The following is a 25373-nucleotide window of genomic DNA, read 5'->3' on the forward strand; positions in this document are numbered from 1 at the left end:
GTTGAGAGTTGGATTTCAGTGGTCAACGCTACCGCTGGGGTGCGTCTGTCACCAACATGTCGTCACTTGCTGTCGTCGGGGTCACTGTCCGTGCCGGTGTCCGTGCCGGTGTCCGTGCCGGTGTCCGTGCCGGTGTCGCCGTCACTGTCGCCGTCGCTGTCACTGTCGCTGAGCTCACCGTCACGGCGCTCGCGGGCGAGCTCACGGTCGAGCTCGTCCTCCCAGTCGTCCCAGTCCGCGTCGGTCTGGTCGAACTCCTCGTCCAGCTCCTCGTCGTCGAGGTGCAGCAGCTCCTCGGAGACGCGGTTGAACTCGCGGCCCCAGCCGGCGGAGTCGGTGCGGGCCAGGCCGGCGATCTCCAGGAGGCTGGTGCCGTCACCCTTGTCGGTGACGCGGACCCAGAAACGACGACGCTTGATCGTCAGTGACCCGACCAGGCTGATGAGCATCAGCAGGGCGAAGCCGAGCACGAAGATCTCGGTCCGGTCGCGGCTGACCTGGAGGTTCACGAACTCCTTGGCACCGTCGAAGGAGATCTTCGTGCCGTCGTCGAGGGTCACGTCCTCGCCCTGGTGCAGGTTCACCCTGTCGAGCTTCTGCAGTGAGCCGTTGTGCAGCTGGGTCTGGGACAGGGTGAAGATGTCCTGTCCGGTACCCGAGTCCAGGCCGGTGTCACCGCGGTAGATGTCGATGGCGACCGCCGGGTCGTCCATCGCCGGGAAGCGGGAGGACAGCAGCGCGTTGTTCTCGCCGGAGAACTCGGCCGTGGGAGCGAACAGCCCCTGGATGGCGAGCTGGTTCTGGCGTCGTTCCTGCAGATCCGGGTACATACCGGCCGGCGGGTCCATCTTCAGCGCACCCGAAGACAGGAAGTAGGTCAGGTCGTCCGGGCGGAACTGGATGGTCTCGGTTCGCGTCTCGCCGTTCGGCCAGGTCACGGTGAACGTCGGGGCGTAGCCGTGGCCCTGCAGGTAGACGCGGTCACCGTTGATGGTCAGCGGGTGGTTGACCTTCAGTGTGGTGTGGTCCCATTCATCGACGGGCTTGAGGGCGTCATCCCCCGCGGCGTAGTCGATGTCCGAGCTGAAGTCGGTGGCCTGACCGGACGGCAGGTAGTCGGCGTTGAAGTTCTTGACGTTGACGCAGAAGGGCGTCAGCGTGGTGCCGTCGAAGGTCGGACCGTAGCGCATCGAGTCGAAGTTCGCGACGGCGGTATTGCAGAACTGGGAGTTCTCGGTGCCGGCGACGACGATGACCTGACCCTCGTAGTAGACCATCCGGCCGACGAGGACGGACACCAGGATGCCGACCAGGGACAGGTGGAAGACGAGGTTCGAGAACTCGCGGAGGTAACCCTTCTCCGCGGAGTAGGACCACTTTCCGGCACGGTCCTTGTCCGCCTCGGTGGCCCCACCGGTCCAGCGGCGGAACCGGGCGGAGACCTCCTTCTGCACCTGCTCGGCAGGCATGTCCACGGTGCCGGAGATGTGGTTCGGCATCCGGTCCAGCCGCTTCGGCGCGGCCGGCGGGAGCTTGCGCAGTGCCTTCCAGTGGTCGATCGACCGCGGCAGGATACAGCCGATGAGCGAGACGAACAGGAGGACGTAGATCGCGGCGAACCAGGTGGAGCTGAAGACGTCGAAGAGACCCAGCTTGTCGTAGATCTCCGCGATCTTCCCGTTCGCTTCGAGGTAACTGTCAACGTTCGCCGAGTTCAGCGACCGCTGCGGCAGCAGCGCGCCAGGGATCGCGCCGAGGGCCAGGAGGAACAGCAGCACCAGGGCGGTACGCATCCTCGTCAGCCACTGCCACGCCTTCTTCGGCCAACGGAGGATACTGCGGAGCATGGGGACCTTTCGTGCGGTTGCCGGGGCCGTCATCGGGTTCCGGCGGGATTCTGTGCGGAAGTCTAGGTTCTGATTCTGTGAGTGCTACACGGGCAGGGTCGTGTCATTGACGAGCCACTGGCGGATCCAGTCGACGAAGACCGCCCACTGGCCACTGACCAGCAGAATGCCGACGACGACCAGCAGTGCACCGCCGACCATCTGGATGGTGCGGGAATGACGCCGCAGCCAGCCGACACCACGCAGTGCCTTCGCCGACCCCAGCGCCACGAGGATGAACGGGATGCCCAGGCCCAGGCAGTACGCGATGATCAGCGTGACGCCGCGGACGGCGGTCATGCCCTCGGTCCCGGCGGACACCGAGATGATCGCCGCGAGGGTCGGGCCCAGGCACGGCGTCCACCCGAGGGCGAAGACCGCGCCGAGCAGCGGCGCGCCGGCGAGTGTCGACCAGCGACGCGGCGTCATCCGGGTGTCGGTCTGCAGCGGGCGGATGAAACCCATGAAAATCACGCCCATGATGACCGTGACGATGCCACCGATACGCATGAGCAGGTCCTGGTTGACCTGGATCGCCTGGATCGCGCCGAAGACCGTGGCTGTGGCCAGGCAGAACACGACGGTGAAACCGGCGACGAAGAGAAGGGCCGCACCACCGGCGCGTCCGCGTCCCTTCGTGACGACGGTGCCGTCGGCGGTGTACTCCGCCTCCGCACCGACGACGCCGGCGAGGTAGGAGACGTAGCCCGGGACCAGGGGGATCACACACGGGGATGCGAAGGACACCAGTCCCGCAGCGGCGGCGGCCAACAGGCCGAGCAGCAGCGGGCCGGTGGTCACCGCGTCCGCGAAGGTGCTTCCCAGATCACTCATCGAGCAGTGGCTCCACGGCGTCCCACAGCTCGTCGGTCGTGACTTCCTTGAGGAAGACCGCCGCCGGACGGTGCTGCTTGTCCAGCACGATCGTCGTCGGGATGACGGACGCCGGGATGCCGCCCAGGGCGAGGGCGGACTTGAACGGCGGATCGTAGATCGAGGGGTAGGTCATGCCGTTGTCCTCGTGGAAGTCCTGCGCCTTCGCCCGGGCGCTGTCACGGACATTGATGCCCAGCAGCGAGCCGCGGCCGTCCTCCTCGAGCCTCTCCTGGACGGTCTGCAGGTCATCGGACTCGGAGCGGCACGGGCCACACCACTGACCCCAGGCGTTGAGGACGACAACCTGGTCCTCGAAGTCCTTGAGCCCGATGGTGGTGCCCGGGTCCATGAGGGAATCACCCTCCAGGTCGCCGATCTCCCTGCGGTCACCCTCGTCGTAGGTGATCACGGTCTGGCCGCCCGGGGAGACGAACTTGAACTCGCCGCCGATGGCGACGGCGTCCGTCCCCGCGGTGGAGTCCTCACCACAGGCCGCGGCGCCCAGCAGGACACCCACCACCAGGGAGGACGCCGCGACGGTCCGGGCAGCATTCCGGGCAGCATTCCGGGCAGCATTCCGGGCAGCATTCCGGGCCACGTTCCGGGCTTTCCCTGTACTACGCATCTCAGATCTCCTGCGCGGGCTCGGAGTAGAGGAAGTCGGTGAGCTCGTCGCCGTCGAAGACGAGGGAGGAGACGGAGGCGAGGTTGCAGCGCCGGTTGGTCGGGTTGTGCTGCAGCGGCAGGCCCTGGACATCACGCTGGACGCAGACGACCGGCAGCTGGTGGGACACGCAGACGGCCTCGTGGCCCTCGGCGGCGCGACGGGCACGGTCGATGGCGACCCACATGCGGTCGAGAATCTCCGGGTAGGGCTCGCCCCAGCTCGGGACGCTCGGCTTCGTCAGCATCGGCCAACGCTTCGGGTTCCACAGCGCGGACCGGACACCCTTGATGTGGAGCCCCTCGAGCTGGTTGCCGGCCTCGAGGAGATCCTCGTCGGTGGTGAGGGCGAGCTGCGCGCCGGCACGGTTGCCGTTGACGGCCTCGAGGATCGGAGCGACCGTCTCCTGCGCGCGCTCGAGCGGGGACGCAGCGACATAGGTGATGTCGTGGTCCCCGAGATCCTCGGCGACGGCCGCGGCCATCTGCCGGCCACGGACACTGAGGTGCCAGCCGGGAAGACGACCGTAGAGGATGCGGTCCGGATTGTGGACCTCGCCGTGACGGACGAGGTGGACGATCGTGCTCATGGCATGTCAGCGTACCTGCCGTGGTGCTGAGGTCATAAGTGCGTGATGGCGTCCTTGATCATCGGCACATAGCGGTCGATGGACCACGGCACGGTGAGCGGGTTGATCATCGAGGAGCCGGTGACGAAGGAGTTGTCGGTCGGGGCGACGACCGCACCCTTGCGGATCGCGGTGACGGCACCGTAGGTCGGCAGGGCCTCCATCTCCTCCCGGTTGGCCTCGTCCGAGTAGAAGGTGAAGAGAACGTCAACATCGTCCAGGATGTCGGCATTCTCGATGCTGAACGTCGCCGAGTCGGTGCCTTCCTTCTCCTGGCTCTTCATGTCCTCGACGACAGGGGCGACTGTCAGGCCGAGGTTCTCCACCATGGCGGCACGCTGCTCCGAGGGGAGGAAGACACCCATGTCGCCGGTGGCACCCTGGTTGTAGATGAAGGCGAAGTCGTATTGGGCGAAGTCGGGGTTCTCCTCGCGGACGCTCGCGAACTGGTCCTCGATGCCGCCGATGAGTTCCTCAGCCCGGTCCTTCTCCCCCAGCGCGGTGGCGACGGTGGTGATCTGGTCCTTCCAGTCGATCGTCCACGGCTTCTCCGGGTAGGCGACGGTGGGCGCCAGAGCGCTGAGACTGTCGTACTGTTCCTCGGTGATCCCGGACCACGGCGCGAGGATGACGTCCGGGTCGAGTTTGGCGATCTCCTCGGCACTGACACCGCTGTCGCCGGCGCTGATGAGTTCGGGGTAGTCGTCCTCGGCGACGCCCTCGTTCTCCAGTTCCTCGTGGACCCAGGGAAGGTAGCCGGACTCGTCGGCACCCCACTCATACTCCTCGGTGCCCACCGGGACGATGCCGAGGGCGAGTGCTGTCTCGGCGGACCCCTGGCCGAGGGTGACGACGCGCTCGGGCTTCTCGGTGATCTCGGCCTCGCCGAGGGCGTGGGTGATGGTGACCGGTTCGAAGTCGGTGCCGCCCGAGCTGCCGTTGCCGCTGATGTCGTCGCCATCGTCGGAGCCGCAGGCGGCCAGGCCGATGACGAGGGTGGACGCTGCGAGTACCGAGCCGGCGGTGCGCAGTGCCCGTTTCGCGAAGGACGCCCGGGAAGTCCGGTTTTCCTGGGTAGTCCCGAGCGCCGTATATGGGTGAATGATAGTCATGGAAACGAAGCCTACCTTTTCCCCGCGATGCCCCCTCTCCCACTGAAGGAAGTGTTACCGGTTCTCACTGGTAACACTCTTCGCGACCTGGGTAAATGCCAGACTGCGACTACGCCGACGGCTGAGCGGCTGCGGCGGCCTTCGCGGCGACGGCCAGCGCGGACTCGATGCGCGCGAAGTCGTCATCGGTCAGGGCGGTCGAGACGAACCAGGTCTCGAAGACGCTCGGCGGCGCGTAGACCCCGGCGTCCAGCAGGGAGTGGAAGAAGGGCGCGTAGCGGAAGGTGTCCGCCGCCTGCATGTCGGCGAAGTTGCGTCCCTGCCCCTCGGCGAAGCGGATGGAGAGCATGGACTCCGCCCGCTGCATGTGGTGGGCCACGCCCTCGGCGGTCAGGGCCGCGGAGATCAACGAGGACAGCCGGTCGGCGTTGGCGTTCAGTGTCTCGTAGACGGCGTCGTCCGCGAGCTGCAGGGACGCCAGGCCGGACGCCATGGCCACCGGGTTACCCGACAGGGTGCCGGCCTGGTAGACGGGGCCGACCGGGGCGAGCATGTCCATGATGTCGGTGCGTCCACCGAAGGCGGCCGCGGGCATACCGCCGGAGACGACCTTGCCGAAGGTGGTGAGGTCACCGGCGACACCGTCGACCCCGAACCAGCCCTCGCGCGAGGTACGGAACCCGGTCATCACCTCGTCGACGATGAGCAGGGCGCCGTCGGCGTGGGCGATCTCCTTGAGCGCGGCATTGAAGCCCTCGTCCGGGCGGACCGAGCCCATGTTGCCGGCCGAGCCTTCGACGATGATCGCGGCGATCTCGCCGGGATGCTCGGCAAAGGCGGCGCGCACGGCGTCCAGGTCGTTGTAGGGCACGGCGATGGTCTCTGCGGCGGCGGCCGCGGTGATGCCCGGTGAATCGGGCAGACCCAGCGTGGCGACACCGGAACCGGCGGCGACCAGCAGGGAGTCGACGTGGCCGTGGTAGCAGCCGACGAACTTGAGGATCCGGTCACGGCCGGTGAAGCCGCGGGCCAGGCGCACGGCGGACATGGTGGCCTCGGTGCCGGAGTTCACCATGCGGATCTTCTCCACGCTGGTGCGGCCGATGATCTCCTCGGCCAGGGAGATCTCCCCCATGGTCGGCGCGCCGAAGGAGACTCCCCTGGCCACGGCGGACTGCACGGCGTCCACCACCACGGGGTGGGAGTGGCCGTGGATCATCGGGCCCCAGGAACAGACCAGGTCGACGTAGTCGTTGCCGTCCACGTCGACCAGCCGGGAACCGTCGGCTGAGGCGATGAACGGCGCGGTGCCGCCGACGGAGCCGAAGGCCCGGACCGGGGAATTCACGCCGCCGGGGATCACCCGGCGCGCCTCCTCCATCGCGGTCGAGCTGGCGGACAGGTTGGACTCGGTGTGTTCACTCATCACGTCGACCAGCTTAACCGCAGTGCTGTCAGCGGGTCTGCTCAGCGGGTCTGCTCAGCGGGTCTGCTCAGCGGGTCTGCCAGGGCAGCAGGTTCTCCCCCGCCCAGGAGCGCAGCTTGCCACGCCGCGGACGCCAGTTCGACACCACGGTGCTGCGGGTCGTGTAGTCGCGGTGGGTGATGCGCGCCGAGCGCCACTCGATGAGCATGGAGGACAGCAGCATCGGCACCGTCGCGAGCAGCGGGTTGAGCAGTCCGGTCACGGACAGCAGCACGGCGATGACGTTGTAGCCCCAGGCGAGCCAGAGGTTCCAGTCCACGGTGGCGCGTACGTGGCGGACCAGGCTGACCACCTCGGGGATACTGGAGATGTCCTCGCGCAGCAGCACGACGTCACTCTCGGCGTTGTCGATGCGGTCCGCCGATCCCATGAGGACGCCGATGTCAGCGACCCGGAGGCAGTCGAGCACGTCCTTGTCACCGACCATCGCCACGGTCGCCCCCTGGGCGTGGACACTGCGCACAGTGGCGGCCTTGCGTCCCGGCGCGATACCGGCGAGCACGGTGGAGATGCCGATCATGTCGGCCATCCGACGGGCCACCGGGTAGGTGTCACGGGCGATCATCGTGGTCTCGATGTCCATGTCCTCGAGCTGTTCCACAGCCGTCGATGCGTCCCTCTTGACCTGGTCGGAGACATTGATGACGCCCCGGGCGGTCCCCTTCCACGAGACGACCAGCGGGGTGCCGCCACCGACGGCCGCGTTGGCGAGTGCGGGATCGGTGAGCTCGGAGAGGTCCCGGGGGCGCCACAGTGCGACGGTGACGTGCCTGGTCGTCGTCTCACCGGTCCTGGCGTCCGTCACGGGCAGTTCGACGGTGGCGGAAAAGGTGCCGTGGTCGTCGATGGTGACGGTGCTGGTCTCGAGCCAGTGCGGGACCGAGTCCCCGCCGGTGCCGGAGTCGCGGGCCTCACGGTCGGCGCGGACGATGGCGCGGGAGACGGCGTGGGTGGATTCCAGGGACAGGGCACCGGCGACGCGGAGCACGAGTTCCGGGTTCTCCCCCTTCGCCGCGGTGACCCCGGTGACGGCCATGGGGCCGTGGGTGAGGGTGCCGTTGCGGTTGAAGATGATGGTGTCGACGTCGGCGAGCTGATGGATGGTGTTCGCGTTCCGGAGCAGGGTGCCGCCGGCCGCGGCGCGGGCCAGGCCGAGGCGCAGCGCGAGGGTGGTGGACAGCGCCAGGGCCAGCGGTGCGACGGAGATGAGGACCGCCAGCGCGGTGGCCACGGCATTGGCGGTGGCATCGGTGACGAGCAGCCAGACGGCGGCGGCGCAGCTGGCGATGACGACGGCCCAGGGCACCAGGAGGGACGCCGACCTGGTCGCGATCTGGTCGAGCTGGGCCTCGTCACGCTCTGCGGCACTGATCCAGCGTTGGACGGCGGAGAGCCTGGTCCGGGAACCGGTGCGCTCCACCCGGATTTTCAGGGTGTCGCCGAGGTTGCGGGTTCCGGCGTAGACCGGAGAGTTCACGGTGACCTCGGTGTGCCGGTCACCTCCGCCGAAGGGGCCGGCGTCCACCTCGGCGCGTCCGCCGACGACTTCGCCGTCGGAGGGGACGACGCCGCCGCGGGGTACCAGCAGGTCATCGCCCACACGGATCTCACCGACGGTGATCTCGGACTTCACGGGCCTGCCGCGACGGTCGTTGCGCACCACGGTGACGGTGTCGGAGACCGGCATCTGCAGTGAGCTCAGCGCCAGGGCGGAGCGCAGTCGGGTACGCCGGGTGAACAGGCGTCCGAGCAGGAGCAGGATCGTCACACCGCAGGCGACGTCGAGGAAGACCGCGCCGTTGCCGTTGTCGTGGTAGCCGGCGGTCCAACCGGGATCGTTGCGCCACCCGGCATCGCCGACATCGGTGACGAGCATGGCGATCAGCGAGTAGACGAAGGCGAGCACGATCGCCACAGAGGACGCCGTGTCCAGGGCGGACATGCCACGTCTGAGTCCGGCGGCCATGGCGCGGTGGAAGGGCCAGGCGCACCAGGTGACGACCGGCACCGACAGGGCGAGGCAGAGCCACTGCCAGTTGTCGAACTGCCAGGAGGTGTTGATCTGCATCGCCACCACAGGCACACCGAGCAGCACGGCGACGATGAGCCGCGCCGGGGTGATCAGTGCGCGGGCGGTGTAGAGCACCTCGGTGGTCGCGTTCGACTGGGTGGAACGGCGTCGGGGTGCGGTCCTGTCCCGGTGCTTCCGGTCGCGTTGCTGCGACAGGCGGTGACGCCGCATCCGGCGGCGGCGTTCATTGATATTCAGGCGTTCGGCACGACGGCGCAGGGACGCGGTGGTGAGCCAGGCGTCCACCCCGGCCTGTGCCATGAGGTCACGCAGGACGTCGGGTGACAGGGAGTCAGGCGCGGTGACCCAGGCCATGGAGGTGGAGTAGACCACCCGTGCCTGCACACCGGGGACGAGGTTGAGGATTCTCTCGAGCTGACCGGCCGCGACCGCGGACTCCAGCCCCGACAGGTGCCAGGTGAAGGAGGTGACCGGACCACCGACGGACCCGGCGTCCTCGTCCCCGGTCTCCCCGGTGCCCTCGGTGGCGTCGTCGAGGTGGGTCAGTCCGGCGGCACGCGCAGCGGCCCGGGCCTCGTCAATGGCGCGGGCTACATCTGGCGTGTCGTCATTCACCGGTCCTCCCCGGTCGCTTGGCCGAAGTACGTCTTCACTCCGGGACGGTACGCCGCGAGCGCGGCGAAGGCGAGGAAAAGCGCGATGAGAGGCTGGACGAGCCCGCCGACGCCGAGCAACCAGCTGCCGAGGGAGACGACGAGGAGGACGCCGGTGACGACGAGCGTCCGGAACCGGGCGCGCGCGTCACCGCGCAGGAGACCGGGCACGAGGACGCAGAGGACGACCGCGCCGACAGCCTCGATCACGGCGAGCCACCTGAGTACCGAGGCGATCGCGTCGATGGTGGCCTGTCGGTCGGCGTCGGAGGAGGTCGGCGGGTCAGCGGTCCACATCAGCAGGGCTGCAACGAGCAGTCCGACGCCGCAGATCACGTAGAGGACGAAGGAGAAGCGGACCACGCCGGGCGTCCCTTCACCGAGACGCCAGTACCGGACCCGACGGTTCGGGTCATTCGCGTCTGCCCCGGCACCGGGGAACAGGGAGGCAGGCACCGTCAGTCGCCCTTCTGCTTCTTCTGGTCCTTCTTCTCCTTCTTGGCGGCCTTCTCCTCGTCCTTCATCTTCTTCAGGTCGGCGGAGCGCTTGTCGAGAGCGGCGGTGAACTCCTCCATCTCCCGCTCACCCGGCATGCCGAACCAGTCACGGGTCTCGGGGCGGGTCAGCATCCACCAGCCGGCCGGGGCGAGGACGCCGGAGATGATCGTGCCGGCACCGACGAGCACGATGAGCGGCACGGATCCGGTGTCCGGGGCGCTGGCGAAGGTCTGCATCAGGGCCATCAGCGCCAGGTAGACGGTGCCGAGGGTGAGGAAGAAGCGGGAGCGGTACCCGCCGCGTCCTACCCGGGAGATCAACCACACCGCCACCACGACGGAGAGCAGGGTGAGCAGGAACTGCAGGATCGCGTAGCCGGTGACCAGGGTGTCGGTACTGACGTCACCGGGCAGATCCATGTCCTTGGTCTGCTCGGTGACCTGGCGGGTCAGTGTCCGCCGGTCGGTGAGACTGAGCACCAGCTGCAGGATGCCGGTGAGCAGCTGCAGTGCGGCGACGGCGTACCAGATCTTCACGCCGTCCTTGACCTGGACCGGCGCCTCCTTCATGGAGGGGGCGAGGCCGTCGGCACGGCCCATCTTCGGCGGCGTCGGCATCGGTGCGGGCGGCGTGGGCGCCCCTGACGGCGGAGGCGTCTGCTCCGGGGAGCTGCCGGAGCGGCGGGGGGTGCGGTGCGGTGCAGTCATATCGTCCCCCAGCCTAGCGGTCAGGCGAGCAGTCGCGCGGCCTCGGTTGCCCAGTAGGTGAGGATGATGTCCGCACCGGCGCGGCGGATGCCGGTCAGCGAGTCCAGGATCGCCGGCTCACGGGAGATCCAGCCGTTGGCCGCGGCCGCGGAGATCATCGCGTACTCGCCGGAGACCTGGTACGCCGCAACCGGGACAGTGGAGATGTCCGCGACCTGACGCAGCACGTCGAGGTAGGGCATCGCAGGCTTGACCATCACCATGTCCGCGCCCTCGTCGATGTCGAGCTGGACCTCCATGATGGACTCGCGGGCGTTGCGCGGATCCTGTTGGTAGGTCTTCCGGTCACCCTGCAGGGTCGAGCCGACGGCCTCACGGAAGGGCCCGTAGAACGCACCGGCGTACTTCGCCGAGTAGGCGAGGATGGAGACATCCTGGAAACCCTCGGCGTCGAGTGCGGCACGGATGACGCGGATCTGGCCGTCCATCATCCCCGACGGGCTGACGACGTGGGCACCGGCGCGCGCCTGACTGACGGCCATGGCCGCGTACAGCGGAAGGGTGGCGTCATTGTCGACGATGGTCTGGCCGAACGGGTCCGTGGTGAGGACGCCGCAGTGACCGTGGTCGGTGAACTCGTCGAGGCAGGTGTCCGCCATGACGATGAGGTCGTCACCGAACTCGCGACGCAGTGCGGCGACGCCCTGGTTGAGGATGCCGTCGGCGGCCCAGGCCCGGGTGCCCGCGGCGTCCTTGTGCTCCGGGGTGGGGACGCCGAACAGGTCGATCGAGCCGACGCCGGCCTCCAGCGCCTCCTCGGCAGCCTTGAGCAGGGAGGTCTCGGTGTGCTGGTGGACGCCCGGCATCGCGGAGATCTCGCGCGGGGTGTCGATACCCTCGGCGATGAACGCCGGGAGGATGAACTGCGACGGGTCGAGATGCGTCTCGGCGACGAAGTCACGCATCGTCGCGCTGGTGCGCAGCCGGCGGGGGCGGCGCGACGGTGCGGGGACACCGTAGGTGTCGGTAGGGAGGTTCGGGAGGGTGGGCTCGCTCATGGACCCGATCGTACGCCCGCTCCCCCACCGACTCCGATCAGCTCGGGAGCACCGGATGCAGCCGCTTCATCGACCAACTGCGCTGCATTCTCGCGGCGAGGGTGGAGATCGACAGTGCCACGATGAGAGTGAAGACAAGGACCGCGAGCGCCGTCCACAACCGCTCGTCATGGAAGCCGTAGAGCATCTGCCGTAGCGCATTGACCGCGTAGGTCATCGGGTTGAACGGATGCACGGCCTCGATGAGTGCGTTCTGCGTCTCGACCGGATAGATGCCGCCCGAGGTCACCATCATCACCATCAGTGTGATCAGCGACCCCACCCGGCCGGGCCCGGAGCCGAGCAAGGAGACCAGGGCGTGGTTCATCGCGATGAACACCAGCGAGACGAGCATGGCGACCAGGGTGAATCCGAGGACGTTCGCCGGACGCAGCCCCACGGCCAGGGTGCACACCGCGACCATGACCAGGGCCTGACACAGGGCGAGGAGAGCCACCGGCAGGTAGCCGTCGAAGGCCGCGCGGAGCGAGCCCACACCGGCGGCGATGGCCCGCTGCTGCAGCGGCTTGAAGATCTGGAAGATCACGATGCCGCCGATGAACAGGGCCAGGGAGATGAAGAAGGGCGCCAGGCCGGTACCGAAGGAACTGACCTCGACATCGTCCTGGGACGCCAGTGACACCGGCCCCCCGATGGTCGTCGCCGCCTGGACACGCTGCCCCTCGTTCCAGCTCGGGACCTGCTCAGCGCCCTCGGCGAGCCGGTCGTGCAGCTCATTGGCACCGTCGTCGAGCTGGCCGGCACCGTCGACCAGGGTCGGGAGCTTCTCCTGTGCCTGGCCGAGACCGTCGTCGAGCTGCTTCGCACCGTCGTCGATCTGACCGACGCCGTCAATGAGCTGGGGAAGCCGGTTCACTCCCGCCCGGTACTCGGCGGAGGGGTCGGAGAGCTGGTAGGCCAGCTCGGATGCTCCGGCGTCCAGCCGCTGCAGATCGGAGGCGGTCGAGGACTGCGGACCGAGTCCCTCGGTCTCCAGGGAGGACGCGGTGCCCTCCATCTGACTGATGATCCCCGCCGTGCCCGGGAGGTTCAGACTGCGCAGCTGCTGGGCGTAGCCGCGCAGGTTGGACGCACTGTCACCCTGCACCGTGGTGATCTGTCCGAGCTGACCGGTGAGCTGGCTGACGCCGTCACTGAGTTCATTGGCACCGTCGCCGAGCTGCTGCGTCCCGTCGACGAGTTGGCTGAGCTGCTGGACCCGGGTGTTCAGTTCCCCGGTCCCGGCGGCCAACTGCGCCGAGCCGTCCTTGAGCTGGTCCATTCCGTCGGTCAGCTCGGGCAGCTGGTCGACGAGCTGCCCGGTGCCGTCGGCGAGCTGACCGGCACCGTCGGCGGCCTCGGCCAGGCCGTCACCCGCGTCGAGGACGCCGATGAGGACCTTGTCCACCGCCTCGGCACTGATCCTCGTACCGACGGTGTTGAGGACCTCGCGCATGACGTTCTCACCGATGATGGTGGAGAGGTAGCCGTTGGCGTCGTTGTAGTGGGTGATCAGGCGGGCCTTCTCCGCGTCCGTCCCGGCTGCCGAAGTCACCGCCTCGGAGAAGTTCTCCGGCAGTTGGAGGGAGAAGTAGTAGGTACCGTCCTTGACGCCCTGTTCCGCCTCCTCGGCGGAGACCTCCGTCCAGTTGATCTGGTCGTTGTCCCGCAGACCCTGGACCACCTGGTCGCCGGCCCGGGTTTCCTCGCCGTCGAGTTCGGCACCCTGGTCACTGTTGACCAGGGCGACAGGCAGCGCCTCGGTCTTGTTCAGCGGGTTCCAGAAGGCCCACAGGTACAGCGCCGAGTACAGCAGTGGGATGAGGATGAGGGCGATGATCGTCAGTCGGGTCAGCCTGGCCCGCTTGAACCGGCGCAGTTCATTGGCGACGTGGAATCCGGCGATAGGCACTGTGCGGTCCTTCTACTGTCGGGTGGTGGAGAGGTCGGACGTGGACGGACCGGTACCCGGACCGCCGTCATGGGCGGGACGGATATGCGTCCCGTAGGTGTCGAGGACGACCACCTGGTGCGGCGGAGCGGACTCCGGCAGGGGGTTGACCGAGTTGAGGACGACGGGCATCCGCTCGGCGAACCGGCCGAGGATGCCCAGCAGGATATCCCGGTCGCGGGCCTCGCGGACCTGCTCGAAGTCGTCCATGACGAGCATCCGGATCTCACCGTGGTGGGAGGGACGCAGTGCCAGGCAGATCCGCAGCAGCAGCCGGTCGAGAGTGGAGAGGTCGGAGACCCAGGCGTCCAGCGGCGGCAGGTCACGGGACCCGTAGACCTCACTGCAGAGCTCCCGGACATCGTCCTCGGTCGCCTTACGCACCGGTCTGAACCAGGTACGCGACCAGGACTTGTTCTCGGTGATGATGTCGCGGACGCGGACCGAGCGCGGCATCTCGTCGAGCTGCTCCACCCCGGCGAGCGCGACATGGTGCCAGATGCTCTTACGGTCGGTGGAACCCAGGACCTCGAGCCGACCGGCCGTCGGCTTCATGCGCCCCGAGAGCACCAGCGACAGGGCGGTGCGTCCTGATCCCCCGGACCCGCCGAGCACGGTCAAACCGACCGGGGCGAGGGTGAAGCTCAGCGGCCCGAAGACCGGCCCCTCCTCGGCCGACACCTCGATCCCCTCGGCGATGACGGACGGACGGGTGGTGTCACTCTGGGTCACTGTGTGATTCCTCGTCGGGGTGGGGTGGGTGTCGAACGCCCCTCAATATACGGGTCAGACACCCCCGGCCCCGGCCGATCGGCGGAATCGGGTCCTCTGTTCAGCAGACTGCCCGGCGGCCTGTGCCGCAGCCTATTCCGCAGGCACGGTGCGCCGGCGACGACGACGCTTGCGCGGCGGCGGCAGCTGGTCGGCGGCCCGCAGCGCGGCGACATGCTCGGCCAGGGCGTCCACCAGTTCGGGGACGCCGGCGACCTCGGGCATGACGTCGACGCGCAGCCCGTGCTCCTCGGCGGTTTTCGCGGCCATCGGGCCGATACAGGCGATGATGGTTCGGTTGTGCGGCTTGCCGGCGATGCCGACGAGGTTCTTCACCGTTGACGAGGAGGTGAAGCACACCGCGTCGAAACCACCGGACTTGATCATGTCGCGGATGTCCTGGCTGGGCGGGGCGGCGCGCACGGTGCGGTAGGCGACGACGTCCTCCACGGACCAGCCGAGTTCGATGAGACCGTCGACGAGGGTGTCGGTGGCGATATCCGCACGCGGGAGCAGGACGCGGTCGACCGGGTCCAGGTCCTCGTCATAGGGCGGGAACACCTCGACCAGACCGGCGGCGTTGCGGGCCTTGGCCTTCGGCAACAGCTCCGGGGTGATGCCGAGGTCGCGGACGGCCTGCGCGGTCTTCTCGCCGACGGCGGCGACCGAGACACCTGCCAGGGCACGGGCATCGAGACCGAACTCGCTGAGCTTCTCCCACACGGCGTGGACCGCGTTGACGGAGGTGAAGACGATCCACTGGTAGCGGCCGTCGACCAGGCCCTTGACGGCACGTTCCATCTGGGCGGGGCTGCGAGGCGGCTCCATGGAGATCGTCGGCACCTCGATCGGGATCGCACCGTGGGACGCCAGCCGGGTGCTCATCGGGCCTGCCTGGGCCTTCGCCCGGGGCACGAGGACGTTCCAGCCGTAAAGGGCGCGGTTCTCCCACCAGGAGTACTTCGACCGGCCGGACGCCGCAGAACCGAGCGTGACGACCAGGTGCTCCGGCATCTCACCCTCCTTGGCGAGCGGGCCGGACGCGGCGACGACCGACTTCAGGGTGTCGAGGGTGACATCCCAGGACCGCTGCTTGCGGGTCGTCGCATGGACGGTGACGGTCGCCGGGGTGGATCCGGGGACGCCGTGGCCCTTGAGCTCCCGGGCTACCGGGGCCAGATCAGTGGGGGCGACGGTGAGGATCAGCGGCTTCGGCGCGGCGGCGACGGCGGCCCAGTCCACACCGGGTAGTCCACCACGCAGGTCGACGGCGGTGTAGCCGTCGCCGGTCGGGATGCCGTTGTAGGCGGGCAGGGCCGAGGCGCCGGTCATACCGGGAATGACCTCGAATTCAGCACCGAGGGCGGCAACCTCACGCAGCTCACGCAGCACGGCCGGGTCGTCGACCGGGTTGCCGGCCACGAGGCGCACCACATTGACGCCGCTGTGGATCATCTCGACCATGTCGGCGGCGAGGCTCTGGGCGGTGAGGTCCGGGACCGTCAGGTCGGGACCGGTGGCACCGGCGCGACCGCACGGCGAGTCCGGCAGGTCGACGGAGGTGCGGGTGGCGGCGGCGTTCACCGAATCCCCGCCGGGGACCGCGAGGACGATCTCGGCGGCGGTGACGTGGGTTGGACGGGCAGGACGCCGACGGCTGCCGGCTTCCTTGGCCGCCTCGTTCTCGGCCTGCCACTCACGCTCCGCCGCGTCGAGCTTGGCGGCGGACACGGGCTCGGCGTCCGCGATGAGCGAGCGGACATTCTCGGGCACGGCAGGGTCGACCCAGGCATGGACCGTGTGCTCGAGGATGTCGCGGGCACGGACGGTCAGCAGTTCGGGGTTGCCTGGTCCGGCACCGACGAAAAGTACACGTCCATGTCCGAGGGCATTACCGGCAGAGGTCATCGGGGTCTTTCTCGTTGAAGCGTCCTCGACGGTCGGCGGGCCGGTCGTGGAGGAAGGAAAAGTTGTGTGGAGCAGTGCGTGCCGGGCGGGCGCGCAACGGGGGTCTGTTACGGAGCACTGGCGGCGATCACTGCGGCCGCTCCGGCGTCCAGCAGTTTCTGTCCGACTGTCCGCCCCAGCTCCCTGGCAGCATCGCGCCACCGTGGATGCAACGGGTCAGCACCGACATCGGAAAGGTCGATCGTCGCGGATGCCTCACGGACGACGCGTGTCGACCCGTCGAGGGCGAAGGCACCGGCCTGCAGGGTCAACATCGCGGCGTCCTCCCCTGTCCCGAACTCGGAGTAGGCACCCACCGGGGCGGTGCACCCTGCCTCAAGGGTCGCGAGCACGGCGCGCTCGGCGACAGCCCTCGCATGCGAGGCCGGATCATCGAGGGCGAGGACCGCGGTGACCGCCTCGGCGTCATCGACGCGGACCTCCACGCACAGCGCACCCTGGGCGGGGGCGGGCATGATGTCGGCGACGGCGACGGTCTCGGCGGCGCGGTCGAGGTGACCGACCCGCTCCAGCCCGGCACGGGCCAGGACGACAGCGGCGAGATCACCGGGGCCACCGTCGACGACGGTGCTGGTCGTGCCGTCACCGGCGCGGCCCATGCGGGTGTCGATGTTGCCGCGGATGCCGATGCACTCGACGTCGGGACGCAGCGCGCGGATCTGGGAGACGCGTCGCGGGGCCCCGGTGCCGATCTTCGCGTCGGCGGGCAGCTCACGCAGGGTGAGGTTGCCGTGGCTCACGAGGACCTCGCGCGGATCGACCCGCGGCGGGACCACGGCGATGAAGCGGGGGTCCGGTGCGGTCGGCAGATCCTTGAAGGAGTGCACGGCCACATCGCATTCACCGGCGGCCAGGGCGTTGCGGAGGGTCTCGGTGAAGACACCGACACCGATGCGGGACACCGGGGTCTGCGCTTTCTGGGAGGCGTCCCCGGGGGTGTGCACGAAGTGGAGGTCGGCGGTCGCACCGTTGTCGACCAGTGCGTCGCGGACCAGACCGGTCTGGGTCGAGGCCAGGGTGGACGCCCTGGTTCCGATGAGGAGGGTGCGGGTCATGAGGCCTCTCCGGAAAGCATGTTGCCGATCCGTGCGAGTGCGGCGTCCCCGGGCTCCAGCGAGCGGGAGACGGGGGCTGAGGACCCGGCAGGAAGGTTGAACAGGACGGCGAGCGCCTCGGCATAGTTCACGCCGTTGGCGGAACCCAGCTTCTTCACCTGGACCGTCGGCGTGTGGAGGATCTTGTCGACCACGCGGCGGACGGTGCGGGTGACCTCGGCACGGTCCTGGTCGCTCATGCCCGGGGTCCGGCGGATCAGCTGGCCGAGCTCGTCGTCGATGACGTCGGAGGCACGCTGACGCAGGGCCTTGACCGTCGGGACGACCGACTGGACGCGCACCTGCTCGAGGTACTCGGCGAGCTCCCGGGCGACGACGGCACGGGCGGCGTCCTCGTCCCGGGTGCCGTCGCCGGCCAGGGTGGTGAGTTCCTCGATGTTCAGCAGGCGGATCTCGTCACCGGCCTCGGTCACCGCATCATCGATGTCACGGGGCATGGACAGGTCGACCAGCACCATGCGGTGCGGGAGACTGGCCTGCGCGTCGGCGATGTCCTCGCCGGAGAGGACCTTACCGACGGCGCCGGTGGCGGAGACCACGACGTCGACACCGGCGAGGACGCCGGGAATGCCGGTCAGCGGAACGGCGGAGGCCGGCACACCCGCCTGACGGGCATGATCGGCGAGGTTCTCGGCGCGGCTGAGCGTCCGGTTCGCCACGGTGACGTGCTCGACGCCCGCCCGGCCGAGCCAGGTGGACGCGAGGGAAGCCATCGCACCGGCGCCGACGACCAGGGCACGGCGTCCGACCATGTCGGTGGCACCGAGCTCGGACAGGGCGTGGTCGAGGGCGAAACTCACCATCGACGAACCAGCGACATCCACCTCGGTCTCGGTGTGGACGCGCTTGCCGGTGCGCAGAGCACGCTGGGTGAGCTCGTGAAGGGTACTTCCGACGGTGCCGTTCTCGTCGGCGGTCTGGTAGGCCGTACGGAGCTGACCGATGACCTGCTGCTCGCCGACGACCATGGAGTCCAGACCGGAGGCGACGGTGAGCATGTGCTCGGCGGCCTTGTCCGCGTAGCGGACGTAGAGGTAGGGCTCCAGTTCAGTGGCGGGGATACCGGCGTGGGAGGCGACGGTCTCGACGACGTGGTCGAGCGCCGGGTGGAACGCCGTGGTCGCGACGTAGAACTCCATGCGGTTGCAGGTGGAGAGGACGAGAGCCTCGGTGACGCAGTCGCCGTCGAGCATGTCCCGCTCCAGTGAGGCCAGGTCCGCCGCCGCGGCGGAGGCCTTCTCCAGCACCGGCACGGGTGCGGAGCGGAACGACAGTCCGACGAGGAGGACAGCTGCGGGCCCGGTGATACCCAGTCCAGCCATGGGCGTTCCGCCTCCTGTGTGTCATGAATCGGCGCGTATGAATTCATTGGGACTCCGCCGGGGCCGACGGGGCCTCCAATGGAGTCAACGGATACCTACGGTATCTGTTCCACCCCCCGATGACCAAAGCGTGCGGGTGGGTGATGTATATGGTGCCGCCCCGCGCGGCACGGGTGGCGTCCGGTTTCGCGCAGGGGTTTCAGTGTCAGGTTGATGTCAGGTTGCTCGCGTTCAGCTTGCTCTCGGTCAGCTTGCTCGCGCGGCGGTGACGGCGGCCACCAGTTCCTCATCGTCGATCTCCCAGCAGGCGACCTCCTCGTCGTCGACGAGCACCACCGGGACACGGTCCCCGAACTCGACAGTCAGCGAGGTCTCCCCGTCGACGTCGACAATCTCCAGGTCGGCTTCCAGATCCGCACACAGCGGGGTGATCTGTTCCCTGACTCTCACGCACGAACCACAGGTGCTGCGGACCAGGAGAGTGACGGTGACCGGGGTGGGAGGAGCCATGGCTGCGAGCCTAGTCGCGGCGAGATCCCGGCGAGATCCCGGCGTCCGGAAATAGTGCCGACAGGTCGTCTGTCTGCCCCCGACGTCCGAAAGTAGTGCCGACAGGTCGGTCGCCAGCGGGTTTTCCGACTTCTCAGCACTACTTCCGGACATCAGCCTCCGACCACCCCCGACCACCACAACCACCCTCCCCCGGAAACGCCGGAAGGCGCAGTTCCCGGCACTCCGGGGACCACGCCTTCCTGCTGCTGGCGAGAAAGCTACCGACCCTACGGCCGGCGACTTTCTACTTGCCGAGCTTCCGCCGCTGAACGCGGGTACGGCGAAGCATCTTGCGGTGCTTCTTCTTCGACATGCGCTTGCGACGCTTCTTGATGACGGAACCCATAGGTCCTCCTCGTCAATGATTCGGTAACGGACAACTGTGATCGGTACCCGACCGCCCGGAGCCGGCGACTCGGCAAGGAGTCTCCGCAGGCGATCGGTAGCGGCAAGGACCATTCCGAGACCGAACCGACACGAATGACCCCTACTCTATCGCCCGTGCACGCCGGGGACAAAAAGACCCCTCCTCTAACACGGTGCAGGCACCGGCACAGGAGGGGTCCGGGGCATCAGCCCGGGGTGGCGGCGTGGGTGGAATCAGCCCGCCTGGTCCGCGTTGTAGATCGACGCACCGAGATATTCCTCGACGGCCTGCTCGTGAACGCGGAAGGACCGGCCCACCCGCACGGCCGGCAGTTCGCCGGAGTGCACGAGCCGGTACACGGTCATCTTCGAGACACGCATGAGATCGGCGACCTCAGCGACGGTCAGGAATGTTCCGCTGTCGTTACTTGCCATAGTGTTCCATCCTTACGACGCCTCCGTGCGCTGCAGGCTTCCCCTCCTGCAGAAACAGTCACAACGGTGCGCTGGGACCATACTAGCGTTATCTGTGTGACTTGTGGGATACGAAGAGATGAATGACACCCGTGATACTCACGGGACAGGGGGCCGGGCAGGGGTGCCGCGACTATTCACCATCTGAAAAATGCGGGTCAGTCCTCGTCGGAAGCCGGCCGGCCGAGCTCCGCAGAGCGCTCGGCGCACGCCTCCATGGCCTGGTAGAAGGCCTTGCGGATACCGTTCTCCTCGAGGCCACGGACGGCGGCGGCGGTCGTTCCGCCGGGGCTGGTGACGTTGCCGCGGAGCTCGGAGGCGGACTTGTCGCCCTTCACGAGCATCGCGGACGCACCCTCGAGGGTGCCGGCGGCGAGCTGGGCGGCGACCGGACGGGTCAGCCCGAGCTGGACGCCGGCCTCGGTCATCGCCTCGGCGACGAGGAAGACGTAGGCCGGGCCGGAGCCGGAGACGGCCGTCACGGCGTCCATGTCCTTCTCACCGACAGTCACGGCGGTACCGACGGCCTCCATGAGGCCACGCACGGTCTCAACCTGTTCGTCACTGGCGAAGCGGCCACCGGCGACCGCGCTGGTACCCTTGCCGACGAGCATCGGGGTGTTCGGCATGACGCGCACGACGGGCACGCCTGCGGCTAGTGCGGCCTCCATGGTGGCCAGGGTGACACCGGCGGCGACGGAGACGATAACCGTCTCGGCGTCGTTGGAGTCGATGGTGGAGGAGATCTGCTCCAGGACGGTGGAGACGAGGTAGGGCTTCACGGCGATGACGACGATGTCCGCCTCGCTGGCGGCCTCGGTGGCGTCATCGGTGGTGGCGAGACCGTAGGTCTCACGGAGGTAGTCGAGGCGGGGTGCATACGGGTCGACGACGGTCACATCGGACGCCGAGATCTCCGCCGCCGCACCGGACGTGTCCGCCACGAGTCCGGAGGCCAGGGCCTCGCCGATGTTTCCGCCGCCGATAATTGCAATTTTGGTCATGCCCCCAGCGTGCCAGGTGGCACCACCCCACTGCCACCCGGGGAGGGCACGGCACGGTGCCGCGCCCCGGTCAGATCGACATGATGAGGCGTGGTCCGACGGTCAGCGCAATGCCGACGACAAAGGTCAGGACCAGCAGCAATGTGTCTCGGTGACGCAGCAGCGTGTGCACCACGCCGACGCATACACAGGTGACCACGAGGGCCATCACGAGCACCAGAACGGTGCCGAGGTTGTCCCACAGGAGGGTGAATCCGAAGAAGATGAGGACGCCGATGATGACTGCGGCCGCCGACTGGGCGATCACAGCGGGCCAGGAGACGGTGTCGTCCTCGTACTCGACGACCTCGTCGCTCTTCGAGGCACCGGTCTTCTTCGACGGAGCCTTGGCTGCTGCTTCGGCGGGCACCTCGGTGGAGACGCGATCCGTTCCCGGCTCCGCGAGGGAGGATGCCGCGAGGGCACCCGCGCCTGCGGTGGCGCCTGCACCGGTGGACGCGGCGACAGCGAAGTCGTCGGCCTCGTCGGGTGCATCGACGTCGTCCAGCTCGGCTGCGTCGGCTGCGTCGACGGCGTCGACGGCGTCGACGCGGTCAGAGCCTTCGCTGTCAGCGGTGTCCTCGACAACCTCACCCTCGATGACATCGGCGCCGGAATCGACCGCAGAGTCACCGTCGTCGGCAGCGTCCGTGTCGGCAGCGTCCGCGTCGAGGCTCTCAGCGTCCTCAGCGTCCTCAGCGTCCTCAGCGTCCTCAGCGTGCACGGCCACGAACTCGGCCGAGGGGTTGGCGCTGGTGAGCAGGGAGTCAGGGACGACAGCCTGGACGATCGTGGACTGCTCGTCGAAGCCCTCATGGGTCTGAGGTGTCTCAGCGACCCCAGTCGTCTCAGCCTGCACCGGCTCCTCGGCCTGGTGTCCACCGTGGCGCTGGGCCGTGGCGTCCTTCTGGCCCCCTACGGCTCCGGCGGCCCCGGCGGCACCGGCGGCACCGGCGGCACCGGCGGCCCCGGCGGCACCGGCGGCACCGGCGGCACCGGCGGCACCGGCGACGACACTCGCGGTGTTCGCGGGGCTCGCACCGTTCCCGGCGCCCTCGGCGTCCTTCGCGGCCTTACCCTCGCCCTGACCGTCCTCGTCGTCGATCTTCACGACGGGGATCGACCCGGTCAGTTCAGAGACGGAGACCCCGCCCTCGTCGAGGTTGCGGCGTCGACGGGGCCGGTCGGAGGAGGTGCGCCCACCTTCTCTGGCATTGCGGGCCAGTAGCTCCGCGACCGTCAGCTTCTCACTCATCCTTGAATCCCATCAGTCTCCGTCCCACCCCACCGGCCGGCGGCTGACACCGGGCGGAGAGGTACTACAGGTGACACTCTACAGTTGCCGAATCACAACTCACACCGCATCCGGCACACCCGCCGACATTCGTAGCAGATTCGGAGCCACAGATCCGCCGCTACCGACGCATCAGCCGTCGATCAGGAAACTCCCGGATACGCCCTCCCCGGCGTCCGCCCGACGCAGGATCACGCCCTCACGCAGTGCCCACGGGCACATCTGCAGCTGCTCGATGCCCAGGTGACGCATCGCCGCCTCCGCCACGAGCGCACCGGCGACGATCTGGTGGGAACGGTCGGCACTGACACCCTCCAGTTCCGCACGGTCTGCCGCGGTCATCCGCGAGATGAACGAGGTCAGCTGACGCAGACCAGCCTGGGTGAGCACACGGCGCACCCGGGGCCCGGCGGAGCTCGGGGCCGCACCGGTGAGGCGGGCGAGCATCCGGAAGGTCTTCGAGGTACCGACGGCGAGATCGACGGGGCCGGCATCCCGCAGCAGCTTCACCGGCTCGGCGAGCGTGTCGTCGATGTACTCGGCGAGCGCCTTGATCTCCTTCTTCTTCGGCGGGTCCGTGTCGAACCAGTCGTGGGTCAGCCGGCCGGCACCGAGGTTCACGGACTCGGCGACATCCGGCATCTCGTTGACGCCGACGGACATCTCGAGCGAGCCGCCGCCGATGTCCAGGTCGCAGATCCGACCGGCGGACCAGCCGTACCAGCGGCGCACCGCGAGGAACGTCAGCTTCGCCTCGTCCGCCCCGGAGAGGATGTTCAGGCGGACGCCCGTCTCCCCCTCCACCGCGTCGAGCACCTTCTCACCGTTGGTCGCCGACCGCACCGCCGAGGTGGCGAAGGGCAGCAGCTCATCGCAGTGGAACTGCTCGGCCATCTCGCGGGCCAGGCCGACACCCTTGATGAGCTTCTTCGATCCCTTGCCGGTGATGGCACCGTCCTTGTCCAGGTACTCGACAAGACGCATCGGGGTCTTCCAGTTGCTCATCGGGGTCGGGGGACCGCCGGGGGCCATGTCCACCACAACAAGATGGACCGTGTTACTTCCCACATCCAGGACGCCTAATCGCACGCCGTCCAGAATAGCGGTTCCGACTCCTCCCCCGTGTGTCGCGGGGCACAGGAATCCCCGGAGCGACCGCAGAATTCGCCGCTGACCACCCCGGCGTTACAGTGGAACGGTGGCTGCCCCGGAACAGATTCCCGCCACCGGTTTTCCCGACGGAACACCGGCCGATCTGTCGATCCGCGCAGGCCGGGAGCTCCCCGACGGGCACCCACGTGAATGGCTGGAGTTCATCGACCCCGCCGATCCGGAGCACATCATCCAGGCCGACCTCACCTGGCTGACCTCGACCTACCGTTGCCGGTTCGGCACGGACGCCTGCCACGGCATCGACGCGGAGAACCCCGACGTCGGCTGCTGCGTCCACGGTGCCTTCCTCACCGACGAGGACGACAATGACGCGCTCACCGAGATCGCGTCCCGGCTCACCGACGAGGACTGGCAGCTGCGCGGCGAGGTGCTCGCACTCGGGGAAGACGCCGCCCCTGACGACAACGATTGCGCCGCCGGTCCCGAACCGTGGCTCGTCTGGGATGAGCTGGATGACGAGAAGACCGGCGAGCCCGAACCCGCCCTGAAGACCCGCGTCCTGCGGGGTGCCTGTGTCTTCGCCAACCGCGCCGGCTTCGCCGGTGGGGCGGGATGTGCGCTGCACGGCTGGGCACTGCGTCATGATGTGCCGGTGACCGTCGCCAAGCCGGAGGTGTGCTGGCAGCTGCCGCTGCGCCGGCTGGAGGACTGGGAGACCGCCCCGGACGGACGCGAGATGCTGCGCACCACCGTCACCGAGTACACCCGGCGCGGCTGGGGCGAGGGCGGCGAGGACTTCGACTGGTACTGCACCTCGGACCCCGGCTGCCACTCCGGCTCGACCGGCCTGTGGGAGAGCTGCGCCGAGGAGCTCACCGAACTCATCGGTGAGCCGGCCTACGAGCTGCTCGCGGAGCACTGCCGGGCACGGACGGAGCTGGTGGCGTCCCTGCCGCAGCCGCTGACCGGTGGGATCTCGCCGTCGGGACTGCCGCTGCTGAGCATCCACCCGGCGACGGTCGCCGCGCAGCAGCGCGGGTAGCGTCAGGCGAACTTGTAGCCCAGCCCCCGGACCGTGAGCAGCTGCACCGGGGAGGACGGGTCCTCCTCGATCTTCCCGCGCAGCCGCTTGACGTGCACGTCGAGGGTCTTGGTGTCCCCCACGTAGTCCGAGCCCCAGATCCGGTCGATGAGCTGGGCGCGGGTCAGCACGCGGCCGGCGTTGCGCAGCAGGTACTCCAGCAGGTCGAACTCCTTGAGCGGCAGTGCGACCTCCTCCCCCGCCACTGTCACCACATGCCGCTCGACATCCATGGTCACCCGCCCACCGGAGATGACCGAGGTGGCGTCCTCCGGGTTCTCCGCCTCGCCACCCCGTCGCAGGACCGCGCGGATGCGGGCGATGAGCTCACGGGCTGAGTAGGGCTTGGTGACGTAGTCGTCGGCGCCGAGCTCCAGGCCGACGACCTTGTCGATCTCACTGTCACGGGCGGTCACCATGATCACCGGGACCGAGGAGGTCGCACGGAGCTGGCGGCACACCTCCGTCCCGGACATGCCCGGCAACATGAGGTCGAGCAGGACGATGTCGACCGGGCCGGTCGGCGATGCGCCGGACTCCGCCGCGGAAAACCGTTCCAGTGCGGACGGCCCGTCGGCTGCGGTCGTGACAGTGAAACCTTCCCGTTCAAGGAGGAAGGCCAGGGGCTCAGAGAGGGACTCCTCATCTTCGACGATGAGGACGTGCGACGTACTGTTCACGGCT

The 25373-nt window shown here is 68.4% G+C and carries 23 protein-coding genes; 1 reads left to right on the forward strand and 22 read right to left on the reverse strand.

Annotation, left to right across the window (positions count from 1 at the left end; translation table 11 throughout):
- Nucleotides 1–62: 62 nt before the first annotated feature.
- The 21 genes from ACZ9GM_RS09715 to ACZ9GM_RS09815 form a co-directional block, all read right to left on the reverse strand.
- Entirely contained in the window at nt 63–1847 is a 1785-nt protein-coding gene (locus tag ACZ9GM_RS09715) for a cytochrome c biogenesis protein ResB (protein ID WP_476037728.1), read from the reverse strand.
- Between the two features lie 84 nt (nt 1848–1931).
- Nucleotides 1932–2720: a cytochrome c biogenesis CcdA family protein gene (locus tag ACZ9GM_RS09720; protein ID WP_291474408.1), complete on the reverse strand. Its 789-nt coding sequence runs from the start codon at nt 2718–2720 to the stop codon at nt 1932–1934.
- Nucleotides 2713–3387 (reverse strand): TlpA family protein disulfide reductase, encoded by a 675-nt coding sequence (locus tag ACZ9GM_RS09725; protein WP_476037729.1) that lies wholly within the window; start codon nt 3385–3387, stop codon nt 2713–2715. Before ACZ9GM_RS09725 ends, ACZ9GM_RS09720 begins: the two co-directional genes overlap by 8 nt.
- A gap of 1 nt (nt 3388) precedes the next feature.
- Nucleotides 3389–4015 carry a histidine phosphatase family protein gene (locus ACZ9GM_RS09730; RefSeq protein ID WP_476037730.1) on the reverse strand — a complete coding sequence of 209 codons (627 nt, stop codon included), beginning with the start codon at nt 4013–4015 and terminating at the stop codon, nt 3389–3391.
- A 32-nt stretch (nt 4016–4047) separates the two neighbouring features.
- Nucleotides 4048–5166 carry an iron-siderophore ABC transporter substrate-binding protein gene (locus tag ACZ9GM_RS09735; protein ID WP_476037731.1) on the reverse strand — a complete coding sequence of 373 codons (1119 nt, stop codon included), beginning with the start codon at nt 5164–5166 and terminating at the stop codon, nt 4048–4050.
- A gap of 109 nt (nt 5167–5275) precedes the next feature.
- On the reverse strand, nt 5276–6592 hold the full coding sequence (gene hemL, locus ACZ9GM_RS09740; protein ID WP_476037732.1) for a glutamate-1-semialdehyde 2,1-aminomutase: 1317 nt from the start codon (nt 6590–6592) through the stop codon (nt 5276–5278).
- 67 nt (nt 6593–6659) lie between these two features.
- Nucleotides 6660–9299, reverse strand: a complete 2640-nt coding sequence (locus ACZ9GM_RS09745; protein ID WP_476037733.1) for a heavy metal translocating P-type ATPase — start codon at nt 9297–9299, stop codon at nt 6660–6662.
- Nucleotides 9296–9793: a hypothetical protein gene (locus ACZ9GM_RS09750; protein WP_476037734.1), complete on the reverse strand. Its 498-nt coding sequence runs from the start codon at nt 9791–9793 to the stop codon at nt 9296–9298. The genes ACZ9GM_RS09745 and ACZ9GM_RS09750 overlap by 4 nt, the downstream gene beginning before the upstream one ends.
- A gap of 2 nt (nt 9794–9795) precedes the next feature.
- Complete coding sequence (locus ACZ9GM_RS09755; protein WP_476037735.1) at nt 9796–10542, reverse strand: hypothetical protein; 747 nt, start codon at nt 10540–10542, stop codon at nt 9796–9798.
- Between the two features lie 20 nt (nt 10543–10562).
- Nucleotides 10563–11600 (reverse strand): porphobilinogen synthase, encoded by a 1038-nt coding sequence (gene hemB, locus ACZ9GM_RS09760; protein ID WP_291474400.1) that lies wholly within the window; start codon nt 11598–11600, stop codon nt 10563–10565.
- A gap of 37 nt (nt 11601–11637) precedes the next feature.
- Entirely contained in the window at nt 11638–13551 is a 1914-nt protein-coding gene (locus ACZ9GM_RS09765; protein ID WP_291474399.1) for a YhgE/Pip domain-containing protein, read from the reverse strand.
- A gap of 12 nt (nt 13552–13563) precedes the next feature.
- Entirely contained in the window at nt 13564–14322 is a 759-nt protein-coding gene (locus tag ACZ9GM_RS09770; protein WP_476037736.1) for a P-loop NTPase family protein, read from the reverse strand.
- A 132-nt stretch (nt 14323–14454) separates the two neighbouring features.
- Nucleotides 14455–16269, reverse strand: a complete 1815-nt coding sequence (locus ACZ9GM_RS09775; RefSeq protein ID WP_476037737.1) for a uroporphyrinogen-III synthase — start codon at nt 16267–16269, stop codon at nt 14455–14457.
- 107 nt (nt 16270–16376) lie between these two features.
- On the reverse strand, nt 16377–17384 hold the full coding sequence (hemC, locus tag ACZ9GM_RS09780; RefSeq protein WP_291474396.1) for a hydroxymethylbilane synthase: 1008 nt from the start codon (nt 17382–17384) through the stop codon (nt 16377–16379).
- Nucleotides 17381–18766: a glutamyl-tRNA reductase gene (locus ACZ9GM_RS09785; protein WP_476037738.1), complete on the reverse strand. Its 1386-nt coding sequence runs from the start codon at nt 18764–18766 to the stop codon at nt 17381–17383. Before ACZ9GM_RS09785 ends, hemC begins: the two co-directional genes overlap by 4 nt.
- A gap of 246 nt (nt 18767–19012) precedes the next feature.
- Nucleotides 19013–19276, reverse strand: a complete 264-nt coding sequence (locus tag ACZ9GM_RS09790) for a glutaredoxin family protein (protein ID WP_291474394.1) — start codon at nt 19274–19276, stop codon at nt 19013–19015.
- A gap of 286 nt (nt 19277–19562) precedes the next feature.
- A complete protein-coding gene (locus ACZ9GM_RS09795; RefSeq protein WP_003855542.1) occupies nt 19563–19664 on the reverse strand; it encodes a 30S ribosomal protein bS22 in 102 nt (33 codons plus the stop codon).
- Nucleotides 19665–19918: 254 nt separating this feature from the next.
- Nucleotides 19919–20119, reverse strand: a complete 201-nt coding sequence (locus ACZ9GM_RS09800) for a helix-turn-helix domain-containing protein (protein ID WP_020442019.1) — start codon at nt 20117–20119, stop codon at nt 19919–19921.
- Between the two features lie 197 nt (nt 20120–20316).
- Nucleotides 20317–21162: a pyrroline-5-carboxylate reductase gene (gene proC / locus ACZ9GM_RS09805; RefSeq protein ID WP_291474393.1), complete on the reverse strand. Its 846-nt coding sequence runs from the start codon at nt 21160–21162 to the stop codon at nt 20317–20319.
- 70 nt (nt 21163–21232) lie between these two features.
- Nucleotides 21233–22456 (reverse strand): hypothetical protein, encoded by a 1224-nt coding sequence (locus ACZ9GM_RS09810; RefSeq protein WP_476037739.1) that lies wholly within the window; start codon nt 22454–22456, stop codon nt 21233–21235.
- 171 nt (nt 22457–22627) lie between these two features.
- Nucleotides 22628–23584: a Ppx/GppA family phosphatase gene (locus ACZ9GM_RS09815; RefSeq protein WP_291474391.1), complete on the reverse strand. Its 957-nt coding sequence runs from the start codon at nt 23582–23584 to the stop codon at nt 22628–22630.
- Between the two features lie 109 nt (nt 23585–23693).
- Here ACZ9GM_RS09815 and ACZ9GM_RS09820 point away from each other — a divergent pair, with 109 nt between their 5' ends.
- Nucleotides 23694–24650 (forward strand): DUF3109 family protein, encoded by a 957-nt coding sequence (locus ACZ9GM_RS09820; protein ID WP_476037740.1) that lies wholly within the window; start codon nt 23694–23696, stop codon nt 24648–24650.
- 2 nt (nt 24651–24652) lie between these two features.
- Here the strand turns inward: ACZ9GM_RS09820 and ACZ9GM_RS09825 are convergent, their stop codons facing one another.
- Complete coding sequence (locus ACZ9GM_RS09825) at nt 24653–25369, reverse strand: response regulator transcription factor (RefSeq protein ID WP_291474389.1); 717 nt, start codon at nt 25367–25369, stop codon at nt 24653–24655.
- Nucleotides 25370–25373 lie beyond the last annotated feature (4 nt).

This window comes from Corynebacterium sp. UD i78, from assembly GCF_056280545.1.